Source organism: Muribaculum sp. NM65_B17 (assembly GCF_004793735.1).
Taxonomy (GTDB): Bacteria; Bacteroidota; Bacteroidia; order Bacteroidales; family Muribaculaceae; genus Muribaculum; species Muribaculum gordoncarteri.
The window spans coordinates 97,576-119,856 of the sequence record NZ_SRYY01000006.1 but is presented as its reverse complement, the minus strand read 5'-3'; the positions used below and the strand labels follow the sequence as shown (position 1 = coordinate 119,856).

Below are 22,281 nucleotides of genomic sequence, written 5' to 3'. Positions count from 1 at the left end.
AAATCCTTCATAATCTTTTACAGGTAACTAAAGTGCGTCTGCACTAATATTTGCCGACACATAAAACGGTGGATTTATTGGAGCATAACCCATGATTTTACGACAAAATAATTAACTTTGCAAAATATCGCACTCTTAGATGACCACCTCAATGAAAAAAGTACTTATAGCCATAGCCGTTTTAGGCTTTTCATCACATAACATAACGACACAGGCTCAGGATAAACTATACAGCGACGAATTTCCGCTCGGCGACATCGAGCTGCTCGACGGTCCGCTGAAAAAAGCTCGTGACCTGAACATCGAAACACTGTTGAAATATGACTGCGATCGAATGCTCGCTCCCTATCGCAAGGAAGCCGGGCTTGAACCGCGAAAGCCCACCTATCCTAACTGGGACGGCCTCGACGGACACGTGGGAGGTCACTATCTGTCGGCCCTCGCAATAAATGCCGCTACAGGCAACGAGGAGTGTCGCCGACGAATGGAATACATGCTCGAGGAGCTGAATCTTTGCGCCGAGGCCAACGACAAGCGCAACGAGCCTTGGAGCCGCAACTATGTGGGAGGATTCCCCAACAGCGCCAAACTGTGGTCGACATTCCGTGAAGGCGATTTCAGTACTTATTTCGGCGCATGGGCTCCATTCTATAATCTGCACAAAATGTTTGCCGGATTGCGTGACACTTGGCTCTATTGCGACAACGCCACCGGGCACCGGCTATTCCTGAAATTCTGCGATTGGGCTGTCGACATCACTTCGGGACTGACCGACGAGCAGATGGAAAGGATGCTCGGAAACGAACACGGAGGCATGGACGAGGTCATAGCCGATGCCTACGCAATGACCGGCGACAAGAAATACCTCGACTGCGCCCGACGATTTGCCCACCGTCAGCTGCTCATCCCCATGGAAGAGCATCGCGATTGCCTTGACAACATGCACGCCAACACTCAGATACCCAAAGCAGTGGGATTCCAGCGCATATCCGAGCTTGACGGCGACAACAAGATGCACGATGCAAGCCAATACTTCTGGGACATCGTAACCTCCGAGCGTTCACTCGCCCTCGGCGGAAACAGCCGACGCGAACACTTCCCCACCAAGGAAACCTGCATCGACTACGTGAACGACATCGACGGCCCCGAGTCGTGCAACACCTACAATATGCTGAAGCTTACCGAATTTCTCAACAGAGCAAATCCCGACGGAGCCTACGGCGACTTCTACGAGATTGCAATGTTCAATCACATTCTCTCGACCCAGCATCCGGAGCATGGCGGTTATGTCTACTTCACATCGGCCCGTCCGCGTCACTATCGCAACTACTCCGCTCCCAACATGGCCATGTGGTGCTGCGTAGGAACGGGAATGGAAAATCACGGAAAGTACGGCCAGTTTGTGTGGACTCGTTCAAAGGGAGCAAAGAGTTCCGACGACGCTCTCTACCTCAACCTTTTTGTGGCTTCGCAGCTAAACTGGCGCGATAAGGGCATGGTGCTCCGTCAGGAAACGGCATTCCCCTATGCCGAATCATCGCAGATAAGCGTCGTGAAAGGCAAAGGCGACTTCACGCTCAAGATACGCAAACCCTCATGGTGCGACGACTTCAAGGTTAAAGGCGTGGGATTCAACGCCGACCAATATGAAGAAAACGGATTTGTGTGCATCAAGCGCAAATGGGAAAAGGGCGACCGACTTGAAATCAGCATGCCCATGCACGCCGCAGTTAAGCCAATGCCTAATGTTCCGCAATACGTAGCCTTGACCTACGGGCCTATTCTGCTCGGCATGAAGACCGGCACTGAAGACCTTCAATCGCTGATAGCCGACGACAGCCGCTTCGGACAATATGCCGGCGGCGAACGCCTTCCGCTCGACAAGGCTCCCATCCTCCTGCCTAAGGAAATCAACGACATCACCCGCGACCTCCGTCCCGTAGAAGGAAAGCCGCTGCACTTCACTCTCACAACCCGCATGGAGAACCCCATCGACGGCGAATTGCAACCCTTCTTCGAGATACACGACTCGCGTTACATGATGTACTGGCTCGCACTTAGCGAAAAAGGACATCGCGAATATCTGCAAAAGCTCGCCGACGAGGAGGCCGAGCGTCACGCACTCGAGGCGCGCACAATCGACAAAGTGATGCCCGGAGAGCAACAGCCCGAAACCGACCACCGAATGGAAACAAGCCGTTCCGAAAAAGGCTCAACCGAAGGTGTGTTCTATCGTGACGCACGCAACGGACACCACTTCAGCTACCTCATGAAGACCAACGGCGAAACCGATCTTACACTGAGGCTCACATTCTGGGGTCAGGACGAATGGCGCACATCGGAATTTGACATTCTTATCGACGACGAGCTGATGGCAAGTGCCGACAACACCCACCGCTGGCGCACGACACAGTTCAAGACTGTCGACTATGCAATACCGGCCTCGATGCTGAACGGAAAGAACGAAGTGCGCGTGAAGTTCCAAGCCCATAAAGGCAAGCAGGTGGGACAAATCTACGGAGTGAGAATAATCAGAAATGAGAATAATAAATAAAGTATCGGCCGCCATTGCGGCAATGCTGCTTACTGCAGCAACCTTCGGCGACCTACAGGCCCGTAACGAGGTGTTGCCCGACGACTCGATCAGTGTGAGCCTGATAACCTGCCTCCCCGGCAATCAGGTCTACGAGCTTGAAGGTCACACCGCATTGCGCATAAAGCGTGGCGACAACGACCTCGCCGTAAATTACGGAATATTCGACTTCGACTCGCCCAACTTCATATACCGTTTTGTAAAAGGCGAAACCGACTACATGGTGGCGGCCTATCCCTTTGAATACTTCATGGCCGACTACATGCGTCACGGACGGCGTGTAGTCGAACAGCACCTCGACCTGACCCAACCCCAGGCCCACAGGCTTTCCGAGCTGCTGAGCGAAAACCTGCAGCCCGAAAACCGCACCTACCGTTACAACTACGTAAAGGACAACTGTGCAACAAGGCCACTCGCAATGCTTGAGGCCGCGATAGGTGACACCCTCTCGTTTACCGCGCCCGACCACACTGCCGACTGGACTTTCAGAAACGCCATGCGACAATATCACGCCAACTATCCGTGGTATCAATTCGGCATAGACCTGGCGCTCGGCAGCGGCATCGACTACAAGCTGTCGACACGCGAAAAGTCATTCGCACCCGAGATGCTCCTCGCGCTCATGTCGACCGCTACTCTTCGCGATTCGACAGGCAATCAGGTGCCTCTTGTCAACTCCACCGAAACCTTGTGGGAGGGTGAGCCGTCGGGAGGTCCTCTGCCGCCATCGCCTTGGCACTCCACCCCCATGTTTGTCGCCCTATGCCTGCTCGCCGCAACGGCAATAGTGACGATACACGACTGCATTCTCCGGAGAGTGACGCGCTGGTTCGACTCAATCCTTTTCACCCTCTTCGGAATAGCGGGATGCGTCATCACGTTCCTTGTGTTTGTGTCATCACACGAAGCCACTTCACCCAACTGGCTCATAGTTTGGCTCAATCCCTTCTGCCTGATTGTTCCGCTCTTTATCTACACAAAAAAGTGCGCCGGGTTGTTAAAATGGTATGAAATAATTAACTTTGCAGCATTATTTTTGTTATCAGTAACGTGGCCGTTCACCGGACAGTCCGGCAACAGCGCATTCATCCCGCTGTTGATAAGCGATGCCATGCTATCGGTACGATACATTTATATCACATGCGTCGAAAGAAAGACCCCCGCATAACCGTGCGATTAGTCACGGCTCTCATAGCCTCAATGGTCACCCTGTCCGTTGCGGCACAGGCTCCGTCACCCCGTCCCAAACTGGTCGTGGGCATAGTCATCGACGGGCTGCGTGAGGACTATCTCGACCTGCTCAAAGGCTATTTCGGCGAAAACGGATTCAAGCTGCTGATGCGTGACGGCGTAATGCTCGACAACGTAAACTACGGAACAGCGCTCGATGCCACAGCCGCCACAGCCATGATCTACAGCGGAGCGTCACCTTCGGTCAACGGCATCCCGGCGGCATTTGTCTACGATGCCGAGATGCGCCGACAGTACCCCATTGTACTCGACCCCTCGCAGATAGGAAACTACACCGACGAAACCTACTCACCGAAATCAATAAGAGTAAGCACCCTCTCCGATGAAGTTCGCATCGACGGTGGAGGCATAGGCAATGTATATTCGGTAGCCCCCTCCCCTTCCCAATCGATAATACTTGCCGGACATGCAGGCAACAGTGCATTCTGGATTAACGACGTGACCGGCCGATGGGCCACAACCGCCTATTATAAAGATGTGCCGCAACCCATGCAGGCACGCAACTTCTCAAGGTCGCTCGCCTCGCGGCTCGATACGCTCACATGGAAGCCCTCGCTTTCACCCGAAAGCTATCCCGACCTGCCCGCCTACAAGAAATACTATCCGTTTCGCCATCAGTTCCTGCGCAACGACATCGACCGCTTCCGCAATTATAAGACATCGGCACCCGTCAACACCGAGGTGACCGACATCGCGGCCGACTACATCAGGGGTCTGCGCCTCGGCACACACGATGCCATGGACATGCTCAATCTCGGCTACACTCTCGCCCCCTTTGCAGCAGCCAAGGATGCCGACAATCGCATCGAAACGATGGACAGCTACCTCAAGCTCGATGCCGACCTTGCACGCCTGTTCCGCGCCATCGACACCAATGTAGGCTTAAAGAACACATTCATAATGGTGGCCGGCACTCCCGCACAGCCAAGCACCAAGCGTGACGATGAAAAGTGGGGCATCCCCAACGGAGAGTTCATCCCCCGTCGAGCAGTGTCGTTGCTCAATGTCTACTTCGTTCCCAAATACGGCAACGGAGAATGGGTGTCAGGCTACCACAACGGACAGATATTCCTCAACCACAAGTTGATAAAGGATAACGGCATCGACCCCAAGACCATCCGCACCGAAGCCGCCGATCTGCTGCTGCGCATGAGCGGAGTAAGCCGTGTGTGGACAATCGACGACATCGAGGCCGGACGTGCCGGACACAATGCCGACGCACTGAAGCGCAACACCCAGGTCGACTATGCCGGCGATGTATTCATCGAAGTAACACCCGGATGGGAAATCGTCGACCAAAATCCCAATAACCAGAAAGAAGTACGCTCAACCGTGCGCACAGGCTTCATGTCGTCGCCCGTATTCTTCCTGTCGCCCGACCTAAAGGCCGAGCGCATAACATCGGAAATCGACGCACGCACCATAGCCCCCACCGTGGCTCGACTTCTGCGCATACGATCACCCAACGCATCCGAACTGCCTCCGATGCGCTTCAACCGATAATCCGGTCACTCTCAATAGGCCGGCGGTTACGGATTATTCAATCCCGCTACAACGCATCAATCATTACACAGCCCCACCGGGCCCCTATATTACTAAATTCGATAAATCAAAAAATCTACATAAATGTCATTAAACTCTATTTTAAGCAAGCTATTCGGCAACAAGTCGCAGCGCGACCTGAAGGAAATACAGCCGATAGTGGACCAAATCAACGCACTCGGCCCCCGCATGAAGGAGCTGACCAACGATGAACTCCGTGATACAATCAACCGCATCAAGCAGGAACTCGCCGACGCTACATCGGCCGACACAACCGCAATTGCCGAGATAAAGGATAAAATCGAGGAACTCCCCTTCGATGAGCGTCAGCCTCTGTGGGACGACATTGACAACCGAGAGAAAAACATCCTCGAAACCTACGAGAAGGAACTCGATCACGTGTTGCCCACCGTATTTGCCGCAATGCGCGAAACAGCTGCCCGATTCGCAGCCAACGAAACAATCGAGGTAACAGCAACCGACATGGACCGCGACCTCGCCGCTGCCGGCAAGGACTTCGTGAGCATCGAAGGCGACAAAGCCATATACCGCAACCACTGGATGGCCGGCGGTAACGAAATCAAATGGGACATGGTACACTACGATGTACAGCTCATTGGCGGTATCGTGCTGCATCAAGGCAAAATCGCCGAGATGGCAACCGGTGAAGGTAAGACACTCGTTGCAACCCTCCCCGTATTCCTCCGTTCACTCACCGGCCGAGGCGTACACGTGGTAACCGTCAACGACTACCTGTCGAAACGTGACTCCGAGTGGATGGGTCCGCTCTACATGTTCCACGGACAGACGGTCGACTGCATCGACAAGCATCAGCCCAACTCGCCGCAGCGTCGCAAAGCCTATGCATGTGACATAACATTCGGTACCAACAACGAATTCGGCTTTGACTACCTGCGTGACAACATGGCCATGTCGCCTCAGGACATGGTTCAGCGCAAGCACTACTACGCAATCGTCGACGAGGTCGACTCAGTGCTCATCGACGATGCCCGTACACCGCTTATAATCTCAGGTCCCGTGCCTAAGGGCGAGGATCAGCTCTTCAACGAATACAAGTATAATGTAGAGAAAGTATATGAGGCACAGCGCAAGCTCGTGGGCCGACTCCTGATCGAAGCCAAGGAAAAAATCGCAAGCGAAGACAAGGAAGTGCGTAAGGAAGGTGCCCTTCAGCTGTTCCGGGCCTACAAGGGTCTTCCCAAGAACAACGCGCTCATCAAATACCTGTCGCAGGAAGGCATCAAGCCGCTTCTGCTCGAAACCGAGGCATTCTATATGCAGGACAACAACCGCGAGATGCCCAAGGCTGTCGAGCCCCTCTATTTCGTAATCGACGAGAAGAACCGCTCGGTAGAATTGACCGACAAAGGTATCGACGAGCTCACCGGACGAAGCGAGGATCCGCAGTTCTTCGTTCTGCCCGACATTGCTTCGCAGCTCTCGGAAGTCGAAGGCAACCAGTCAATTTCAACAACCGAACGCCAGCAACGCAAGGACGAGCTGATGCAGAACTACGCGGTGAAAGCCGAGCGCGTACACACCGTGACCCAGCTGCTCAAGGCCTACACCCTCTTTGAAAAGGATGTGGAATACGTAATCGACGACAACAAAATCAAGATTGTCGACGAGCAGACAGGCCGTATCATGGAAGGCCGCCGCTACTCCGACGGACTCCATCAGGCCATCGAGGCCAAGGAGGGCGTGAAAGTCGAGGCTGCGACACAGACATTCGCCACAATCACCCTCCAGAACTACTTCCGTATGTATCACAAGCTTGCAGGTATGACCGGTACGGCCGAAACCGAAGCAGGCGAGTTCTGGGACATATACAAACTCGATGTCGTGACAATACCCACCAACAAGCCGGTGGCACGTATTGACATGAACGACCGCGTCTACAAGACCAAGAAGGAAAAGTATGCCGCCGTAATCGATGAGATCGTCAACCTCGTCGAGCAGGGCCGCCCGGTGCTCGTGGGTACAACCTCGGTCGAAATATCGGAGTTGCTCTCGCGAATGCTCACACTGCGCCGCATCCCCCACAATGTGCTCAATGCCAAGTTGCACCAGCGAGAGGCCGAAATCGTGGCACAGGCCGGTAAGAAAGGCACCGTCACCATAGCCACCAACATGGCCGGTCGTGGTACCGACATCAAGCTTCCGCCCGAAGTCAAGGAGGCGGGAGGTCTTGCCATCATCGGTACCGAGCGTCACGAGTCACGCCGCGTCGACCGTCAGCTCCGAGGCCGTTCAGGCCGTCAGGGCGACCCTGGTTCTTCGGTGTTCTACCTCTCGTTTGAGGACCAGTTGATGCGTCTATTCGCAACCGACCGCGTAACCAAGATGCTCGACACACTCGGCATCAAGGAGGGCGAGATGATTGAGTCGAAGATGGTTAACCGCGCTATCGAGAACGCTCAGAAACGTGTCGAGGAAAACAACTTCGGCGTGCGTAAGCGTCTTCTTGAGTACGACGACGTGATGAACAAGCAGCGTCAGTACATCTACGGTCGCCGTCACCACGCACTCATGGGTGAGCGTATCGGAATCGACATCAACAACATGCTCTACGACACGGTGGAGAACATCGTAAACACCTATGACTCGCCGGCCGACTATGCCGACCTCTCGCTCGAGCTCCTGAAAGTGTTTGCTGTCGAAACTCCGTTCACCGAGGAGGAGTTCCGTTCGATGCCAAAGAACGAAGTGTTTGACCGCATCCATGCATCGGTCAACGAAGCTTTCCGCCGCAAGTCCGACCGCATCATCGAAATAGCCATGCCTGTGATTTCGGAATGGGTAGAGAAGCGTGATGCCAAGGGCCGCATCCTCGTTCCCATCACCGACGGCAAGCGTGTGTTCAACATCCCGGCCGACATCACCGAAACCTACAACAGCAAGGGCAAGGCGCTCCTCAAGGAGTGGCACAAGGCCATCATGCTTGTCACAATCGATGAAGTGTGGAAAGAGCACCTGCGCGAGCTCGACCAGTTGCGTCAGTCGGTTCAGAACGCATCCTACGAGCAGAAGGATCCCCTTGTAATATATAAGGTTGAATCATTCCACCTGTTTGAGAACGCAATGAACACGCTCAACGTGAAGGCCGTGTCGGCACTCATGCGCGGACAGATATTCATCCCGCAGCAGCGCGCCGAGGACGCTCGCCTCAGCTCCGAACAGGATCGCCAGCAGCCCGCACAGCGTCAGCCCGAGGTGAAGGAGGCTATGCCCGACCGTCCCAACGACTATAGCCGCTACCGCGCAAGCCGCGAGCAATATCCCGGTTCAAGCGCACAGCGTCAGGCCGCTTCGGCACCACAGGGCGAGCAACAGCGCACCCAGCCCATTATCAACGGGCCTAAGGTGGGCCGCAACGACCCCTGTCCCTGCGGCTCGGGCAAGAAGTTCAAGAACTGCCACGGGCGAAATGCTTAACAATAAATCAATATCATCAATTATCACATTATGAAGCATATACTTCTATCTTTAGCAACTATGGCAATAGTGGCATCATGCTCGACCAACAAACTTCAGTATCCTGAAGCACCCGCCGACAACACTGTCGACGATTACTTCGGTGTGCAAGTAGCCGACCCCTACCGTCCGTTGGAAAACGACACCTCGGCAGCCACCCTAAAGTGGGTGGAAGAGGAACGCGCACTCACCGAAAGCTACCTCTCGAAGATACCCTTCCGCAAGGACATCCGCGAGCGACTCAAAACGCTCTACGACTACAAGAAACCCGGAATGCCCTCAAAGAAGGACGGATGGTACTACTTCTACGAGAACGACGGATTGCAGAATCAGTCGGTGCTCTACCGCACACGCTCTCTTGACGAGAAACCCGAGGTGTTCCTCGACCCCAACAAGCTCAGCGACGACGGTACAGTGGCCCTGACCGGCATAAGCACTTCCAACGACGGCAAGTACACCGCCTACACCATTTCGCGCAGCGGCTCTGACTGGACCGAAATCTATGTGATGGACACCGAAACCAAGGAGCTGCTGCCCGACCACATCGAATGGGCCAAGTTCACCGATGCCGCATGGCAAGGCGACGGCTTCTACTACAGCGCCTACGACAAACCCGTCGACGGCAAGGAGTTCTCCCACGCCAACGAAAACCATCGTGTCTACTATCACAAAATAGGAACTCCCCAGAGCGACGACAAGCTTGTGTATGAGGACAAGGATCATCCCCTGCACTTCCACTCGGCTTCAGTGCCCGACGACGAATCGGCTCTTATAATCTACGGTGGCGGCGAGGGACTCGGCTCGTCAATCACCATGAAGAGCCTCAAGGATCCCAATGCCAAATGGGTGACTGTAGAGCCTTCACAGGACTACGACATATCAATCCTCGACATAATCGACGGAACGATGTACATCTACACCAATTACGGCGCACCGCGTTACCGCCTCATGACCGCCTCGGTCAAAGCTCCCCAACGCGAGAACTGGAAAGAGCTCGTGCCTGAGGGCGAAGGCGTGTTGTCGGGTGTCAACTTTGCCGGCGACAAACTCATCCTCACCTACGACATCGATGCCTCCAACCGCCTCTATGTCTACTCGCTCGACGGAAAACAACTCAGCGAAATCGAGCTGCCCACTCTCGGTTCGGCAGGCGTGTCGTCAAGTCGCAAGCACGACGAAGTGTTCTATACTTTCACATCGTTCACCTATCCGTCGGAAATCTACAAGTATGACCTCGCTTCAGGCAAGTCGGAGCCCTACAAGGCAGTTGAAATCCCCGGATTCAACATGGACGACTACGTTACCGAGCAGGTGTTCTACACCTCGGCCGACGGAACCAAGATACCGATGTTCATCACCTACAAAAAAGGCCTTGAACGCAACGGCAAGAACCCCGTCTACCTCTACGGTTACGGAGGCTTCAACGTGTCGCTCAATCCCGGCTTCTCGGCTCAGCGTCTGTTCTGGCTTGAAAACGGCGGCATCTACGCCGAGGCCAATCTGCGCGGAGGCGGCGAATACGGCGAACCCTGGCACCTCGCCGGTACCAAGCAGCAGAAGATGAACGTGTTCAATGACTTCATCGCAGCTGCCGAGTACATGATCAAGGAAGGCTGGACATCGCCCGACTACCTCACAATCGAGGGCGGCTCCAACGGCGGATTGCTCGTGGGCGCTACAATGAACCTTCGCCCCGACCTGTTCAAGGTGGCCATTCCCCGTGTAGGCGTAATGGACATGATGCGCTATCACCTGTTCACCATCGGTTGGAACTGGGCTTCCGACTACGGAACAAGCGCCGATTCTCCCGAAATGGCTGGTTACCTGCTCTCCTACTCGCCACTGCACAACATCAAGGACGACGGCACACCCTACCCCGCAACACTTGTCACCACAGCCGATCATGACGACCGAGTAGTTCCCGCACACTCGTTCAAGTATGCCGCCAAGCTTCAGGCAAGCAACACCGGCGACGCTCCCAAGCTCATCCGCATCGACTCCAAGGCGGGTCACGGAGCCGGCAAGCCCGTTGCAAAGGTGCTCGACGAGTATGCCGACATATATTCGTTCATCTTCTATAACCTGGGAATAACACCCGTCACTAAGTAAATGTCGCGCATTGCAACTTACATAGCGGCGTCAGCAATAATGCTCTCAATGTCGGGATGCTTTACCGGCATTGAGAGCACTCCCAAAATTACCGCATCAGATGTCAAGCGCGAAAAAGTTGCGGTAACTGAGGAAGACCGCTACCTCGACAATGTGCGTCACGCTCCACTCGACAAGTGGCACGAAGGCAAGCTGTTCTATGTCACCGACGACAAAATCAACCTCGCCCTCGAGCCCTCGTCTACTCCGTCGCCGCGTCAAGGCGACCTGCTTTCATTCAGCAAATACCGCACGGTGCCGTCGCTCACGGGCGAAGCCGACACCGAGTTGCTGTTTGCCGACTCCAAGGGGCGCGAGGTGGTCTACCGACTGAACTCCTCGCCTGAAGAGCTTGCCCGACGCAGCCAAATCGAAATTCCTTTCACCATTGAGTTGAGCGTCGTCGACAGCACAATGAAAGCCATAAAAGGGAAAAAGTTTTATATCCGCACTTCGATGTGGTATGACAAGGACGGTAAAGCCCGCAACGGACTGAAATTCATTCCTGTGGAGGTGATGGATGTGCTGCCCGGCAACTCCGTCTACCCCGTAATGGTGAAATTCCGCAACCCCGAGCTCGACAACGGCCGGCCGGCCTACGTGTTCATGTCGGTAGGCGACAGCGGAAACTCATCGCGCAACTTCGCCTCACTCTTCTTCCTCAACGACCCTCACTTGAAATATCCCCAAATCTCCGACGAAAACTGGCGTAACATAATTCACGGACGCATAGTGAAGTACATGACCCGCGAGGAGTGCCGACTCGCACTCGGCGCGCCCACTTCGGTCGACCGCCGTCCTGGCATAAGCACCATGCACGAGCTATGGAACTATGAAAACGGAGTTTACCTGATATTTGACGACGGACTGCTTCAAAGCTTCCGATTATAATAAACGACACTGCCAATGCTACTGATTCAAGACTTCGACCTGTCATCCGCAACCACATTCCACCTCCCCGCACGGGCTCGATGGATGGCCGAATACGATTCGGTCGATCAACTGCGCTCGATTCTTGCCGACTCACAGTTTGCCACGATGAAGCGACTCCACATTGGAGCCGGAAGCAACCTGTTGTTCACCAAGTCGTTTGACGGACTTGTGCTGCACTCGGCCATGAAAGGAATGTCGACGGTGGCCGACGACGGCGAAAGCGTGATAATACGTGCCGAATCAGGCATCGTGTGGGACGACTTCGTGCAACATTGCGTCGACAGCAACCTGTACGGAGCCGAAAATCTATCCTACATTCCAGGCGAGGTGGGAGCCTCGGCCGTACAGAACATCGGTGCCTACGGTGTCGAAGTAAAGGACTTGATTGTCAAGGTAGAAGCATTGGACACCTTCACCTCCGGAATGGTGACATTCACCGCCGACGAGTGCCGGTACGGCTATCGCGACAGCCTCTTCAAGCGCCCCGACCTGGCAGGACGCTACATCATCACTGCCGTCCACTACCGGCTGTGGCACACGCCACGCTATACGCTCGACTACGGCCCTCTTAAGGAGCTGCGTGAAGTGACTTATCTTACACCGGCCACAGTGCGCAATCGAGTCATAGAGATACGACGATCCAAGCTTCCCGAACCCTCGGAGCTTGGCAGCGCAGGCTCCTTCTTCAAGAATCCCGTCATTGACAAGTCAATGTGGCGGCACATTCAATCATCCTATCCCGAAGCTCCGCACTACGATGTCGACGACAACCTTGTCAAGGTTCCCGCAGGATGGCTTATCGAAACTTCGGGACTCAAGGGAGCGGTCGAAGGCGGAGCCATGGTCTATCAGCGCCAGTGCCTCGTCATCGTCAATACCGGCAATGCCACGAGCGACGATGTGGTGAAGCTTTACCGGCGTGTACAGGCCACGGTTTACAACCGATTCAGAATAATGCTTTCACCTGAAGTAAACGTCATTTAGCCATGCGACTGCGATTTTTAGGCACAGGCACCTCATCGGGAGTTCCTCAACTGATGTGCAAGTGCGAGGTGTGTACCTCGACCGACACCCACGATAAACGCTCGCGCAGCTCGGCCTTAATCCAACTGAACGACGGGCGCAACCTGCTCATCGACTGCGGGCCCGACTTCTATACGCAGATACTTCACGCCGGATGCCCTCAGCTGCACTGTGCGCTGCTCACCCACAGCCACTACGACCATGTGGGCGGCATCGACGACCTGCGCCCCTATTGCGCCAACCACCGCAGCTTTCCTCTCTACTGCAAGAGCGATGTGGCCCGCGACCTGCGTGAACGCGTGCCCTATTGCTTCCGTCAGCACCCCTATCCCGGTGTTCCGTCGTTTGACATCCACGAAATCGACAGCCGTCCGTTCATGGTCGATGACATAGAAGTGATTCCGCTGCCGGTAATGCATCTTAATCTGCCCATCCTGGGATTCCGCATTGGAAAATTCGCCTACATAACCGATGCCAAGACCATCCCCGACACCACCGTCGACCTGCTGCAGGGAGTCGACACCCTCGTCATAAACGCATTGCGACAGAAACCGCACATATCCCACATGAGCCTGCCCGAATCACTGGAGATAATAGTCCGTGTGAATCCGAGAGCGGCCTATCTCACCCATCTAAGCCACGGATTCGGACTGCAATCAGTAATGGCGGCAAAACTACCGCCCAACGTACACATAGCCTACGACAGCCTGATCATAGACATACCCGACTGAAAAGCCGCGCCATTAAACTTTAATGCGCGCCGATTGTCATATATCTAAACGAGGCATTTATTCCAAACACTAAATTGAACAAAAGTATGAAAAAAAGCTTAAGCCAAATATTAGCAATATCTCTTCTCGCAGCAGGGATGTCGAGCTGTGGAATATTCAAGAATCAATCGCAACCCGAAGCTCCGGCTCCGGTTGAAAAACCCGCATCTAACCCCAAGCCCAAGCCCACCATTAACAAGGAGGAGGCCCTCGACGGAGAGTGGACTGTCTACAAGGTAAACGGCAAGCGCGTCACCGGCACAGGTGAAACCCACCCCTATGTAACATTCAACATGGCCGACCACCGCATCTACGGCTTCAACGGATGCAACTACATCAACGGCGATTTCGTCAACGAAGGCTCGTCGCTGCGTATATCCAATGTCATCTCCACCATGATGGCCTGTCAGGATTCGCAATACGAGGCATTGATCAACAAGGCTCTCGAACGCACACGCACCTTCTCGGTAACGAAGAAAGGCCATGAATACTATCTCGACCTGCGCAACGAGCACAACATCGTCGAGATGGTGATGCGAAAGCACAACATGGACTACCTCAACGGAGCGTGGACAGTGAAGGAGATAACCGGAACCTACAACAATAACGAGGATGTGGAGCTCGTAATCGACATTCCGGAACACACCATTCACGGAAACACCGGTTGCAACATCGTCAACGGTTCGCTGATTATCGACCCCGAGAAATCCAATTCAATCCAGTTTAACAACCTCGCCACTACCAAGATGCGTTGCCCCGACGAGCAAGCCAAAACCGAAACGGCGTTTCTCGTAGCACTTGAGCGCGTTGAAACTGCACAGCGAGGCAAATCGGGCACCGTGATCATGCGTGACAAGGACGGCGAGAACGTGCTTGTACTCAAGAAGATCGATAACCGTCAGCAGGGTAATTGACTGAAGCGCGAATCGATTCGCGACCGATGACCGGTGACTGTCGACCGACATTAACCGCATCAGCAGCTTTCATGTCATACTTGCCTGATTGAGCGGTTGTTGAATCGCAGTTTCCATCCTTCAACGACTGTGAACTCATTGAAGCCGCCGGCTGAGCCATTGAGGCGAGGCGGGCGGCTTTCTTGCGTGCTCGATAGCGGCGCTGACGCTCGCGTGCAAGGCGGCGACGCCTGATTGTGGGATAGATGAGCATGAACAGCGAGCGCACCAGATCATCCTTGATAGTACCTATCAAATCGCTGTGGTTATGATTCTGATAATAATCGAGCCAGTAGTATATCTCGCTGTGATAGCACACCGGTATCTGGTTGATTGCATCGACCCACAGTTGGTCAAACTTCAGCTTGTAGACTCTCTTGCTTTTCTTGGTTCCGTTGTTTTCCATGATATTATATTTTTTCAGCAAAGATAATAGGCCGAAGTACCCGATTTCACCCCATAATGTCGCGAATAGCCAAATTAACAATGTTAAAACCTATTTTCCCGGCATCACATCATTTCTAAACCCGGGAAAGGACGCATCCCAATAAAAAAGCCATGTCGAGCCAACAAAAGTTTAACATTATCCAACATCCTATATGTTAAAATCAAAGTAATTACTTGTATATTTCATAATTAGTGTATAATTTTGTTTTAAATTAAGTATTTTCATAGCAAGAGAATGCTTGCCTAATCGTAAATTATTGTTTTTTTACAGAGTGGTGTTACTGCCTAATCCTATCACATTCAGTGTCGGAAAGCTTCAGGCCTTAATATTAAAGACGCTCGGTATAACCTTTCTGGCGTTTGGCTTGTCGTTTGTGTTAATGCAACCGTTTTCATTTTCGGCCGCATCGCTTCTTTCATCGGCCGACGGCAACGATTTCACAATCAACGATTTTTACAATAAGGTGGCCGACAGCCGCCATGTCACCACTCTCGACAGCAACATTGTCATCGTCGACATTGCAGCCTGCGACAGGGAAGGCATTGCCGAAATCATCGAAACAGTATCCCTGTGTTCGCCGCGCACCGTGGGGCTTGATGTTGTGTTTGCCGAGCCCAAGGAGCATGACTCACGCCTCATCGAGGCGATAAAGAATTGCCCCAACCTTGTGCTCGCCGTGTCGGTTGAGGCCGACTCGGCCGCCAAGACATTCCACATCGACGAGTCGTCCTATTTCACGCCCGAGCTTGAAAATGTGGAGTTGGCGGCAATAAACTTCCCGACAGGCAGCAGCAACCGCACCATCCGCGAATTCAAGCCCGACTACATGACCGCCGACGGAAAAAGAATCCCCTCATTTGCCCTCGCCACGAGCCGCAAGCAATCGGGTGAAATCGTCGACAGCTTCATGAAGCGAGGCAACGATCTTGAATTCATAACCTACTACTCCCGAATATTCAAGACCATATCACCCGAGGAGCTTGCCGACCGCGCCGAGGAGCTGATCGACAAAATAGTGCTAATCGGAGCCGCCAACGACCCCTATGACCTGCACGTGACACCGGTTTCAGCCGCAATGTCGGGCATAAACATCCATGCCTACACCGTAGCCACCATTCTTTCGGGACGTTACTTCTATCAACTGCACCGCTACACCAACTGGGCAATCGCCTTCATAAGCTGCTTCATAGTAATCATGATAAGCCTAATGATAAACATCGGCGTAAAAGGATTGATAATGCGCATAGTTCAAGTGACGCTGCTATATCTCACCATACGCCTTGGCTACTACTTCTTCATCGAGCACAACATCATCATCAACTTCTCCTACTCGCTGATGATGCTTACTTTCGGGCTGTTTGCCGGCGACATCTGGATAGGAATGACCACGATAATAACATGGATCTACAATAAGATCAATCACATAAGAGAATCACGCACCGAAAACATTTATACACAATGAACCGATTAATCACATTTATGATTCTGCTGCTCTCGGTCGTCGCTACAGCCACGGCCCAGTACTCGCTATACGACTATAGCGGCAATGTCGCCATAAAGCGCGGAGGCAAGTCCGTGACTCCTGAAAAGGGGCTCAAGCTCAACGCCACCGACATGATTACCATAGGCGACAACTCTTCAATACAGATTCTGAACTCCATCAACTCCCAGATTTACAAGTCCACTACATCGGGAACATTCACTACGACACGCATAATGATTGATGCAAAGGAGCAATCGAGCGACAATCGCGCCGCGATACATGACAAAATCCGATTCGGCAAGTCATCGACAAGCGGCGATGACCGGGTATATGTGGAAAAAGGACTCGTAAGACGGTCAATGGAAGCCTACGACCCCGAAGGCGACAATCTACAGGTCGACACCAAGAAGCTGAGCGCCAATGTAATCAATGCGTTGAAGGACCTGGAGGCCCTGAAGACATCCGACTTCCCCACCACTCTGCTTAATGCGCCTGTCAATGAATCGGGACTCAAATTCATGCTTGAGAACACACTCAACTTTCCCGTCTACTTCAACGTGTTGCGCATAATTCCCGAGGAGGGCAAAGTCGAGATTTCGGAACTCGGACAGCCCACCGGCAACTATGTAGTGCTTCAGAACCAGTCGATTGTACGCAGCCAGTCAAAGGGGCTCAATCCGGCCGGAAAGCACATCCTGATCATGACCCACTGCTACTTTGACATCGACGAACTTATTGAAAACATGGAATCACTGATGAAGGAGGGCACCCAAGTGGCATCGGACAACCAGCTTCCGGTCTACATGCGCCTCCTTTAAGAAAAGGAAAATATAATCAATCAAAATCATAAAAAACTATGCACTTTAGAAAGACTACCTTTATTCGAGCTGCTGCTTTATCGCTTGTGCTATGTGCAGCTTCGACAACTTTCGCTGAGGACAATGGACAAAATGCTCAGCCTAAGACACGTATGGAATACAAATTCCCGCAATTGACCACACCCACCGGTCTTACACGCTGTTCACTTGCAATATACGGTTATGACGACCATTCATTGTTCACCTGCCGCAAAGAACCGTTGTGTGAACTGGGCAAAAAGAACTTCCTGCTGGACGTAACCATAAATCCGTCGGGAATAAACTATATTGTCATCAAAAAAGAAAAGGACAAGAACAGTGCCACCGTATATGATCTCGGCACCTACGATACCGAGTTGTTTAAGTTAAAGACCAAGAAGCTGGGAAATCCCACCGCCGTTCTATTCACCCCCGACGCACGCAGGGTGATACTTGCCACATCGACAGGCATACACGTTCTCGATGCCAAGCAGTTTGATGAAATTGAATCATTCGAGATTCCGTTCACGCCCACCGAGATACTTCTCAGCAACAACGGTTACTACCTAGTGATATCCGACGGAAAGAAAGTGGCCGTCTACAACTTCGAGGAACACAAGTTGCGCAAGGACTGGAACTTTGACATCGAAGTCAACGACATAGCTTTCAACGAGGACAACACCGAATTTGCAATCCTCACCGCCGACGGAGTGCTCAACATCTACGACACCCGCAACTTCATCATCAAGCGCACTCTCGACAATCTCGGCGACGCACTCGGATGCTCCTACAACTTCGACGGAAAATACATAGCCGTGGCCACCTCGCCTATTCTCATCACCATCATCAACCTTCTTGACGAAAGCGACCGTGACTTCATCGATGTGCCCGACGGCAATGTGTCGATGATCATGTTCCTCCCCGACTCGCGCAAGAACACCCTGCTCGCCTATAACTCAACCAACGCCATCAACGCAAAGCGCATGACCAAGCTTGAGCCCTACTACGCCAAGCTAATCTCCGACGAAGTTAACCTGCGAATGGAAGAGTGGTTGAAGATGATGCCGGGTGAAACTATGGAAGAGTACCGCGCTCGTGTCACCGACGAGTCACGCGCCCGTCAGCGCAAGCTCTTCGAGGACGAGATTTCGACCGGACTCGCCGGCAATCCCCTCTCGATGTCGCAGGTAAAGCTCGGAAAATATGACCGCAGCAACAACATACTCGCCGTCGACTTCAGCAACATGCCCACCATCTACATCCCCGTACCCGAAGAGAAGGTCGGCGGATTCAAGAACGCCGACGACCTTGAATTCCGCGATGTTAAGTACGGTGTAATGGCCAACGACAACTTCGAGATAATCTACGCCCAGATCTACAACCGCGCCGACGGTGAAACCTACATCTACGACAACCACGACCGCGTCCCCCTCAACTTCATGGACGGCGACGATAATGTTGTTTCGCTTGAAATCATCCAGCAGCAACAGATGGAGGAAATGAAGCTCCAGGAAATCAAGCAGAAGGTAATCGAGGAGGCAAAACTCCGCAACGTTATCTCCGACCACACCAACATCACCGTGGATTCGCGAGTGGCTTCGGACTTCGACGCCAACGGCGAGAAGATACTCAACTACATCGTCAAATTCTCCTACGAGGTTGAGCCCGAATTCTCGGTTCAAGAGGACTTCGCTCCCGGCAAGTATCATGTCGAGGAGTCGGGAGCCGCATCATCGATGCTCTCTATTGTAAAGCAGGCATTTGAAGGCGACCTTGCACAGTATGTCAAGGACGGCAAGAAGCTCAACGTCAAGATTTCGGGAACCGCCGACAGCTCGCCCATCATCCACGGCATCAAGTATGACGGAGCCTACGGTGACTTCGAGAACGAGCCCGTTTATCAGAACGACCAGCTCACAAACATCAGCGTCAACACAAAGGACGGAATCAAGCAGAACGAGCAGCTGGCATTCATCCGCGCAATGGGCGTTAAGGACTACCTTGAGAAGAACGTATCCAATCTCAATGAAATGAAGTCGGACTACCGTTACTACATAACCGTATCCGAAGGCAAGGGTGGCGAATTCCGCCGCATCACCACCGAATTCACATTCATTGATGCATTTTAAAGTCTAAAGACATTAATAATGAGAAAAAACCGAATATTAATCAACCTATCAATGCTGTTTACGGCTTCGGCGGCAATAACCGCCTATGCCGTAAACGGCAACACACCCTCGGCCGCCTCGATGCCCGACACTCCCGACATGATGAGTATCGGGTCGCTGATGCCCGATGACGACATGATGCATCAGGGAATCCTGCTCGACGGCGACAGCCTCAAGCAGGCCGGACTTGAAAGCAAAATCCAGAAGGCGGCCGACCTATACAAGCACCTGAAATGGCTGAAATATGAGAATCAGCCCGAAACCGAAGTCTACACCACAGCCCTCGACTGTTACAGCGTGTGTGTCGACGCAATGAAGCTCGCCGCCAAAAACTCCCCCGACATGGACCGCTGCAAGAGCATCCTGCGTGACATCAACAAGGACCTCGAAGCCGGAGCGTTCCACTACTCATCGGCAGGCGACAACGACCGACTGACAAAATTTGCACAAGCCTATGTCGACACCCACATGATGGATGCATTCAAGGGCGAGGATTTCCCCCTCACATCGGTCTATCCGTCAATAGTCTACTGCGCTGCGTCGGGAGCCTACAATGTCAAGGACTACGACCGCGCCATAGGCTACTTCGACCGATACATATCGACCGGCGAGGACAAGTCACGCGAGCAGATCTACATGTTTCTCGGTCAAGCCTGCATAAATACAGGCAAATACGACCGTGCCATCACGGCCATGTCGGACGCACTCGTGCTCTACCCCGACAACTACAACATGATGCTCATAGGCATCCAGGGCTGCATCGACGGCGGTCACCCCGAACTGCTGCAGACATTCCTCGACAAGGCTCTCGCAATGAAGCCGCTCGACGAGCAGCTGCTCAACATCCAGGGAAAGCTGCATGAGGATATGCAACAGTACCAGAAAGCGCTCGACACCTATCGCAAACTTGAGGAGATACGCCCCGACAACCTCGGCGTGGCCCGTCACATAGCCCTTTGCTACTACAATCTCGGCGTAGACTTCTACAACAAGTCCATCTACGAGGAGGACGATAAGATTGCCAAGAAATATGGCCGACAGAGCAACACCTACTTCGACGCGGCTTCGATGAAACTTGAGGAGGTGGTGGCCAACGACCCCACATCGCTGAAATATCTCAAGGCTCTCGCCGTGAGCTACGGATGCCTCGGCAACAAGGAGAAGTTTGATAACGTGAACGTGCGCATCCGCGCACTCGGCGACAATCCCATCGCCGAGAAGTCGATGCCCGACCTCATCACGGCCAACGCCAACGACCTGCCCAACTTTGCAAGCTCAGGCAAGAACGCCCCCTCCATCGGTTCAAAGGCTCCGCTTTACACCGACTTTGCCAAGAGCTACGTAGAGAAGAACCTCAACGCATGGGCCAAGAAGGGTGAATTTGAAACCAACGACGACTATCGCAAGCGCGTCAACGAAACGACACTCAGCCAGGAGTATGACCGCCTGTCGCGCAAAGCCCAGGACGAGTATCTCACCGCCTACGGCAAGAAACTGCGCGTCACCGACTTCTCGCTCGAGCCCTACGATGCCGAAAACGAAGTCTACATGATAAAGTCGTCCTACGGCCCCATCTATCTGAACATTCCGCGCGAGAACAGCGAGGCCGAAACATTCAAGGCCAACTGGAAAGGCGTGCACTTCAAGAATCCCTCCTACTATATCAAGGACAACGAAGTGCTCATCTCAGGCATCACATTCGTGACGCCCTACGGAAAGGAGTACTCCTACAGCAAGACCGAAGGCGTTACCCACTACGTGCCGCCCATCGACATTGCCGGAATAAACATCTACACACCCGACGGCTCACGCCCCACAGTGGCACCCTCGACGCCTACCGCCTTCAAGCCTTCGGATGTGGACGAGAACATTCCCTACAACAACAAGCCCTCCAAGTCGACATTCGCCGTCATCATCGCCAACGAATCCTACGCCAACGTTCCGCGCGTCGAAGCGGCCCTGAACGACGGAGAAACATTCAGCAAATACTGTAACCTCACCCTCGGCATTCCCAAGGAGAACATCCGCGTCTACAAGGATGCGACCCTCGGAAAGATGCTGCGTGCCATAGCCGACATACGCAACGTTGTCAAGTCGGTCGACGGCAACGCCGATGTCATATTCTACTATGCCGGACACGGAATGCCCGATGAAAGCACCAAGGATGCATTCCTGCTGCCTGTCGACGGTGACGCAATGGTGTCGGAAAGCTGCATATCGCTCGGAAAACTCTACTCCGACCTCGGCGACATGGGAGCCAACTCGGTAATGGTGTTCCTCGACGCCTGCTTCAGCGGCGGCAACCGCTCGGGAGGTATGCTCACAGCCGCCCGTGGCGTTGCGATAAAGCCCAAGCAGACATCGCCCAAGGGCAACATGTTCACCCTTTCGGCCGCATCGGGACAGGAAACCGCAATGCCCTACAAGGAGAAGAATCACGGCCTGTTCACCTACTATCTGCTGAAAAAGCTTCAGGAGAGCAAAGGCAACGTTACCTTAAAGGAGCTGAGCGACTATGTGATTGACAATGTGCGCCGTCAGGCTACAATTGTCAACAAGAAGCCGCAGACTCCCCAGGTGTCGACCTCGGGCAACATGGCTGTCGAGTGGACCAAACGCAAAATTCGTAACTGATGCC

General features: G+C 53.3%; 14 protein-coding genes. 13 read left to right on the top strand and 1 reads right to left on the bottom strand.

Features of this window, described 5'->3' with window-relative positions; genetic code table 11:
- Window positions 1-151: 151 nt before the first annotated feature.
- From E5354_RS10440 to E5354_RS10400, 9 genes are all read left to right on the top strand, one after another.
- A complete protein-coding gene (locus tag E5354_RS10440) occupies window positions 152-2,554 on the top strand; it encodes a beta-L-arabinofuranosidase domain-containing protein (protein WP_135947442.1) in 2,403 nt (800 codons plus the stop codon).
- Complete coding sequence (locus E5354_RS10435) at window positions 2,538-3,761, top strand: DUF4105 domain-containing protein (RefSeq protein WP_123396077.1); 1,224 nt, start codon at window positions 2,538-2,540, stop codon at window positions 3,759-3,761. The genes E5354_RS10440 and E5354_RS10435 overlap by 17 nt, the downstream gene beginning before the upstream one ends.
- On the top strand, window positions 3,734-5,347 hold the full coding sequence (locus E5354_RS10430; protein WP_123396078.1) for an alkaline phosphatase family protein: 1,614 nt from the start codon (window positions 3,734-3,736) through the stop codon (window positions 5,345-5,347). Before E5354_RS10435 ends, E5354_RS10430 begins: the two co-directional genes overlap by 28 nt.
- A 123-nt stretch (window positions 5,348-5,470) precedes the next feature.
- Window positions 5,471-8,842 (top strand): preprotein translocase subunit SecA, encoded by a 3,372-nt coding sequence (gene secA, locus E5354_RS10425; RefSeq protein WP_123396079.1) that lies wholly within the window; start codon window positions 5,471-5,473, stop codon window positions 8,840-8,842.
- 30 nt (window positions 8,843-8,872) lie between these two features.
- Complete coding sequence (locus E5354_RS10420) at window positions 8,873-10,990, top strand: prolyl oligopeptidase family serine peptidase (protein ID WP_123396080.1); 2,118 nt, start codon at window positions 8,873-8,875, stop codon at window positions 10,988-10,990.
- The gene (locus E5354_RS10415) at window positions 10,991-11,920 is read left to right on the top strand and encodes a hypothetical protein (RefSeq protein WP_168353883.1); all 930 of its coding nucleotides are present in this window, start codon (window positions 10,991-10,993) and stop codon (window positions 11,918-11,920) included.
- A 15-nt stretch (window positions 11,921-11,935) separates the two neighbouring features.
- Entirely contained in the window at window positions 11,936-12,946 is a 1,011-nt protein-coding gene (gene murB, locus E5354_RS10410; RefSeq protein ID WP_135947440.1) for a UDP-N-acetylmuramate dehydrogenase, read from the top strand.
- 2 nt (window positions 12,947-12,948) lie between these two features.
- Window positions 12,949-13,716: an MBL fold metallo-hydrolase gene (locus E5354_RS10405; RefSeq protein WP_135947439.1), complete on the top strand. Its 768-nt coding sequence runs from the start codon at window positions 12,949-12,951 to the stop codon at window positions 13,714-13,716.
- Between the two features lie 86 nt (window positions 13,717-13,802).
- The gene (locus tag E5354_RS10400) at window positions 13,803-14,669 is read left to right on the top strand and encodes an META domain-containing protein (protein ID WP_135947438.1); all 867 of its coding nucleotides are present in this window, start codon (window positions 13,803-13,805) and stop codon (window positions 14,667-14,669) included.
- Here the strand turns inward: E5354_RS10400 and E5354_RS10395 are convergent.
- Complete coding sequence (locus E5354_RS10395; protein ID WP_135947437.1) at window positions 14,635-15,114, bottom strand: hypothetical protein; 480 nt, start codon at window positions 15,112-15,114, stop codon at window positions 14,635-14,637. The genes E5354_RS10400 and E5354_RS10395 overlap by 35 nt on opposite strands.
- Before the next feature lie 421 nt (window positions 15,115-15,535).
- On the opposite strand from E5354_RS10395, the gene E5354_RS10390 reads away from it, so the two are divergent.
- The 4 genes from E5354_RS10390 to E5354_RS10375 all read left to right on the top strand — a co-directional run bounded on the left by E5354_RS10390 (window position 15,536) and on the right by E5354_RS10375 (window position 22,277).
- Entirely contained in the window at window positions 15,536-16,618 is a 1,083-nt protein-coding gene (locus E5354_RS10390; RefSeq protein ID WP_135947436.1) for a CHASE2 domain-containing protein, read from the top strand.
- Window positions 16,615-17,457 carry a hypothetical protein gene (locus E5354_RS10385; protein ID WP_135947435.1) on the top strand — a complete coding sequence of 281 codons (843 nt, stop codon included), beginning with the start codon at window positions 16,615-16,617 and terminating at the stop codon, window positions 17,455-17,457. The genes E5354_RS10390 and E5354_RS10385 overlap by 4 nt, the downstream gene beginning before the upstream one ends.
- Window positions 17,458-17,609: 152 nt before the next feature.
- Complete coding sequence (locus E5354_RS10380; protein ID WP_135947434.1) at window positions 17,610-19,604, top strand: WD40 repeat domain-containing protein; 1,995 nt, start codon at window positions 17,610-17,612, stop codon at window positions 19,602-19,604.
- Window positions 19,605-19,622: 18 nt separating this feature from the next.
- The gene (locus E5354_RS10375; protein WP_123396087.1) at window positions 19,623-22,277 is read left to right on the top strand and encodes a caspase family protein; all 2,655 of its coding nucleotides are present in this window, start codon (window positions 19,623-19,625) and stop codon (window positions 22,275-22,277) included.
- Window positions 22,278-22,281 lie beyond the last annotated feature (4 nt).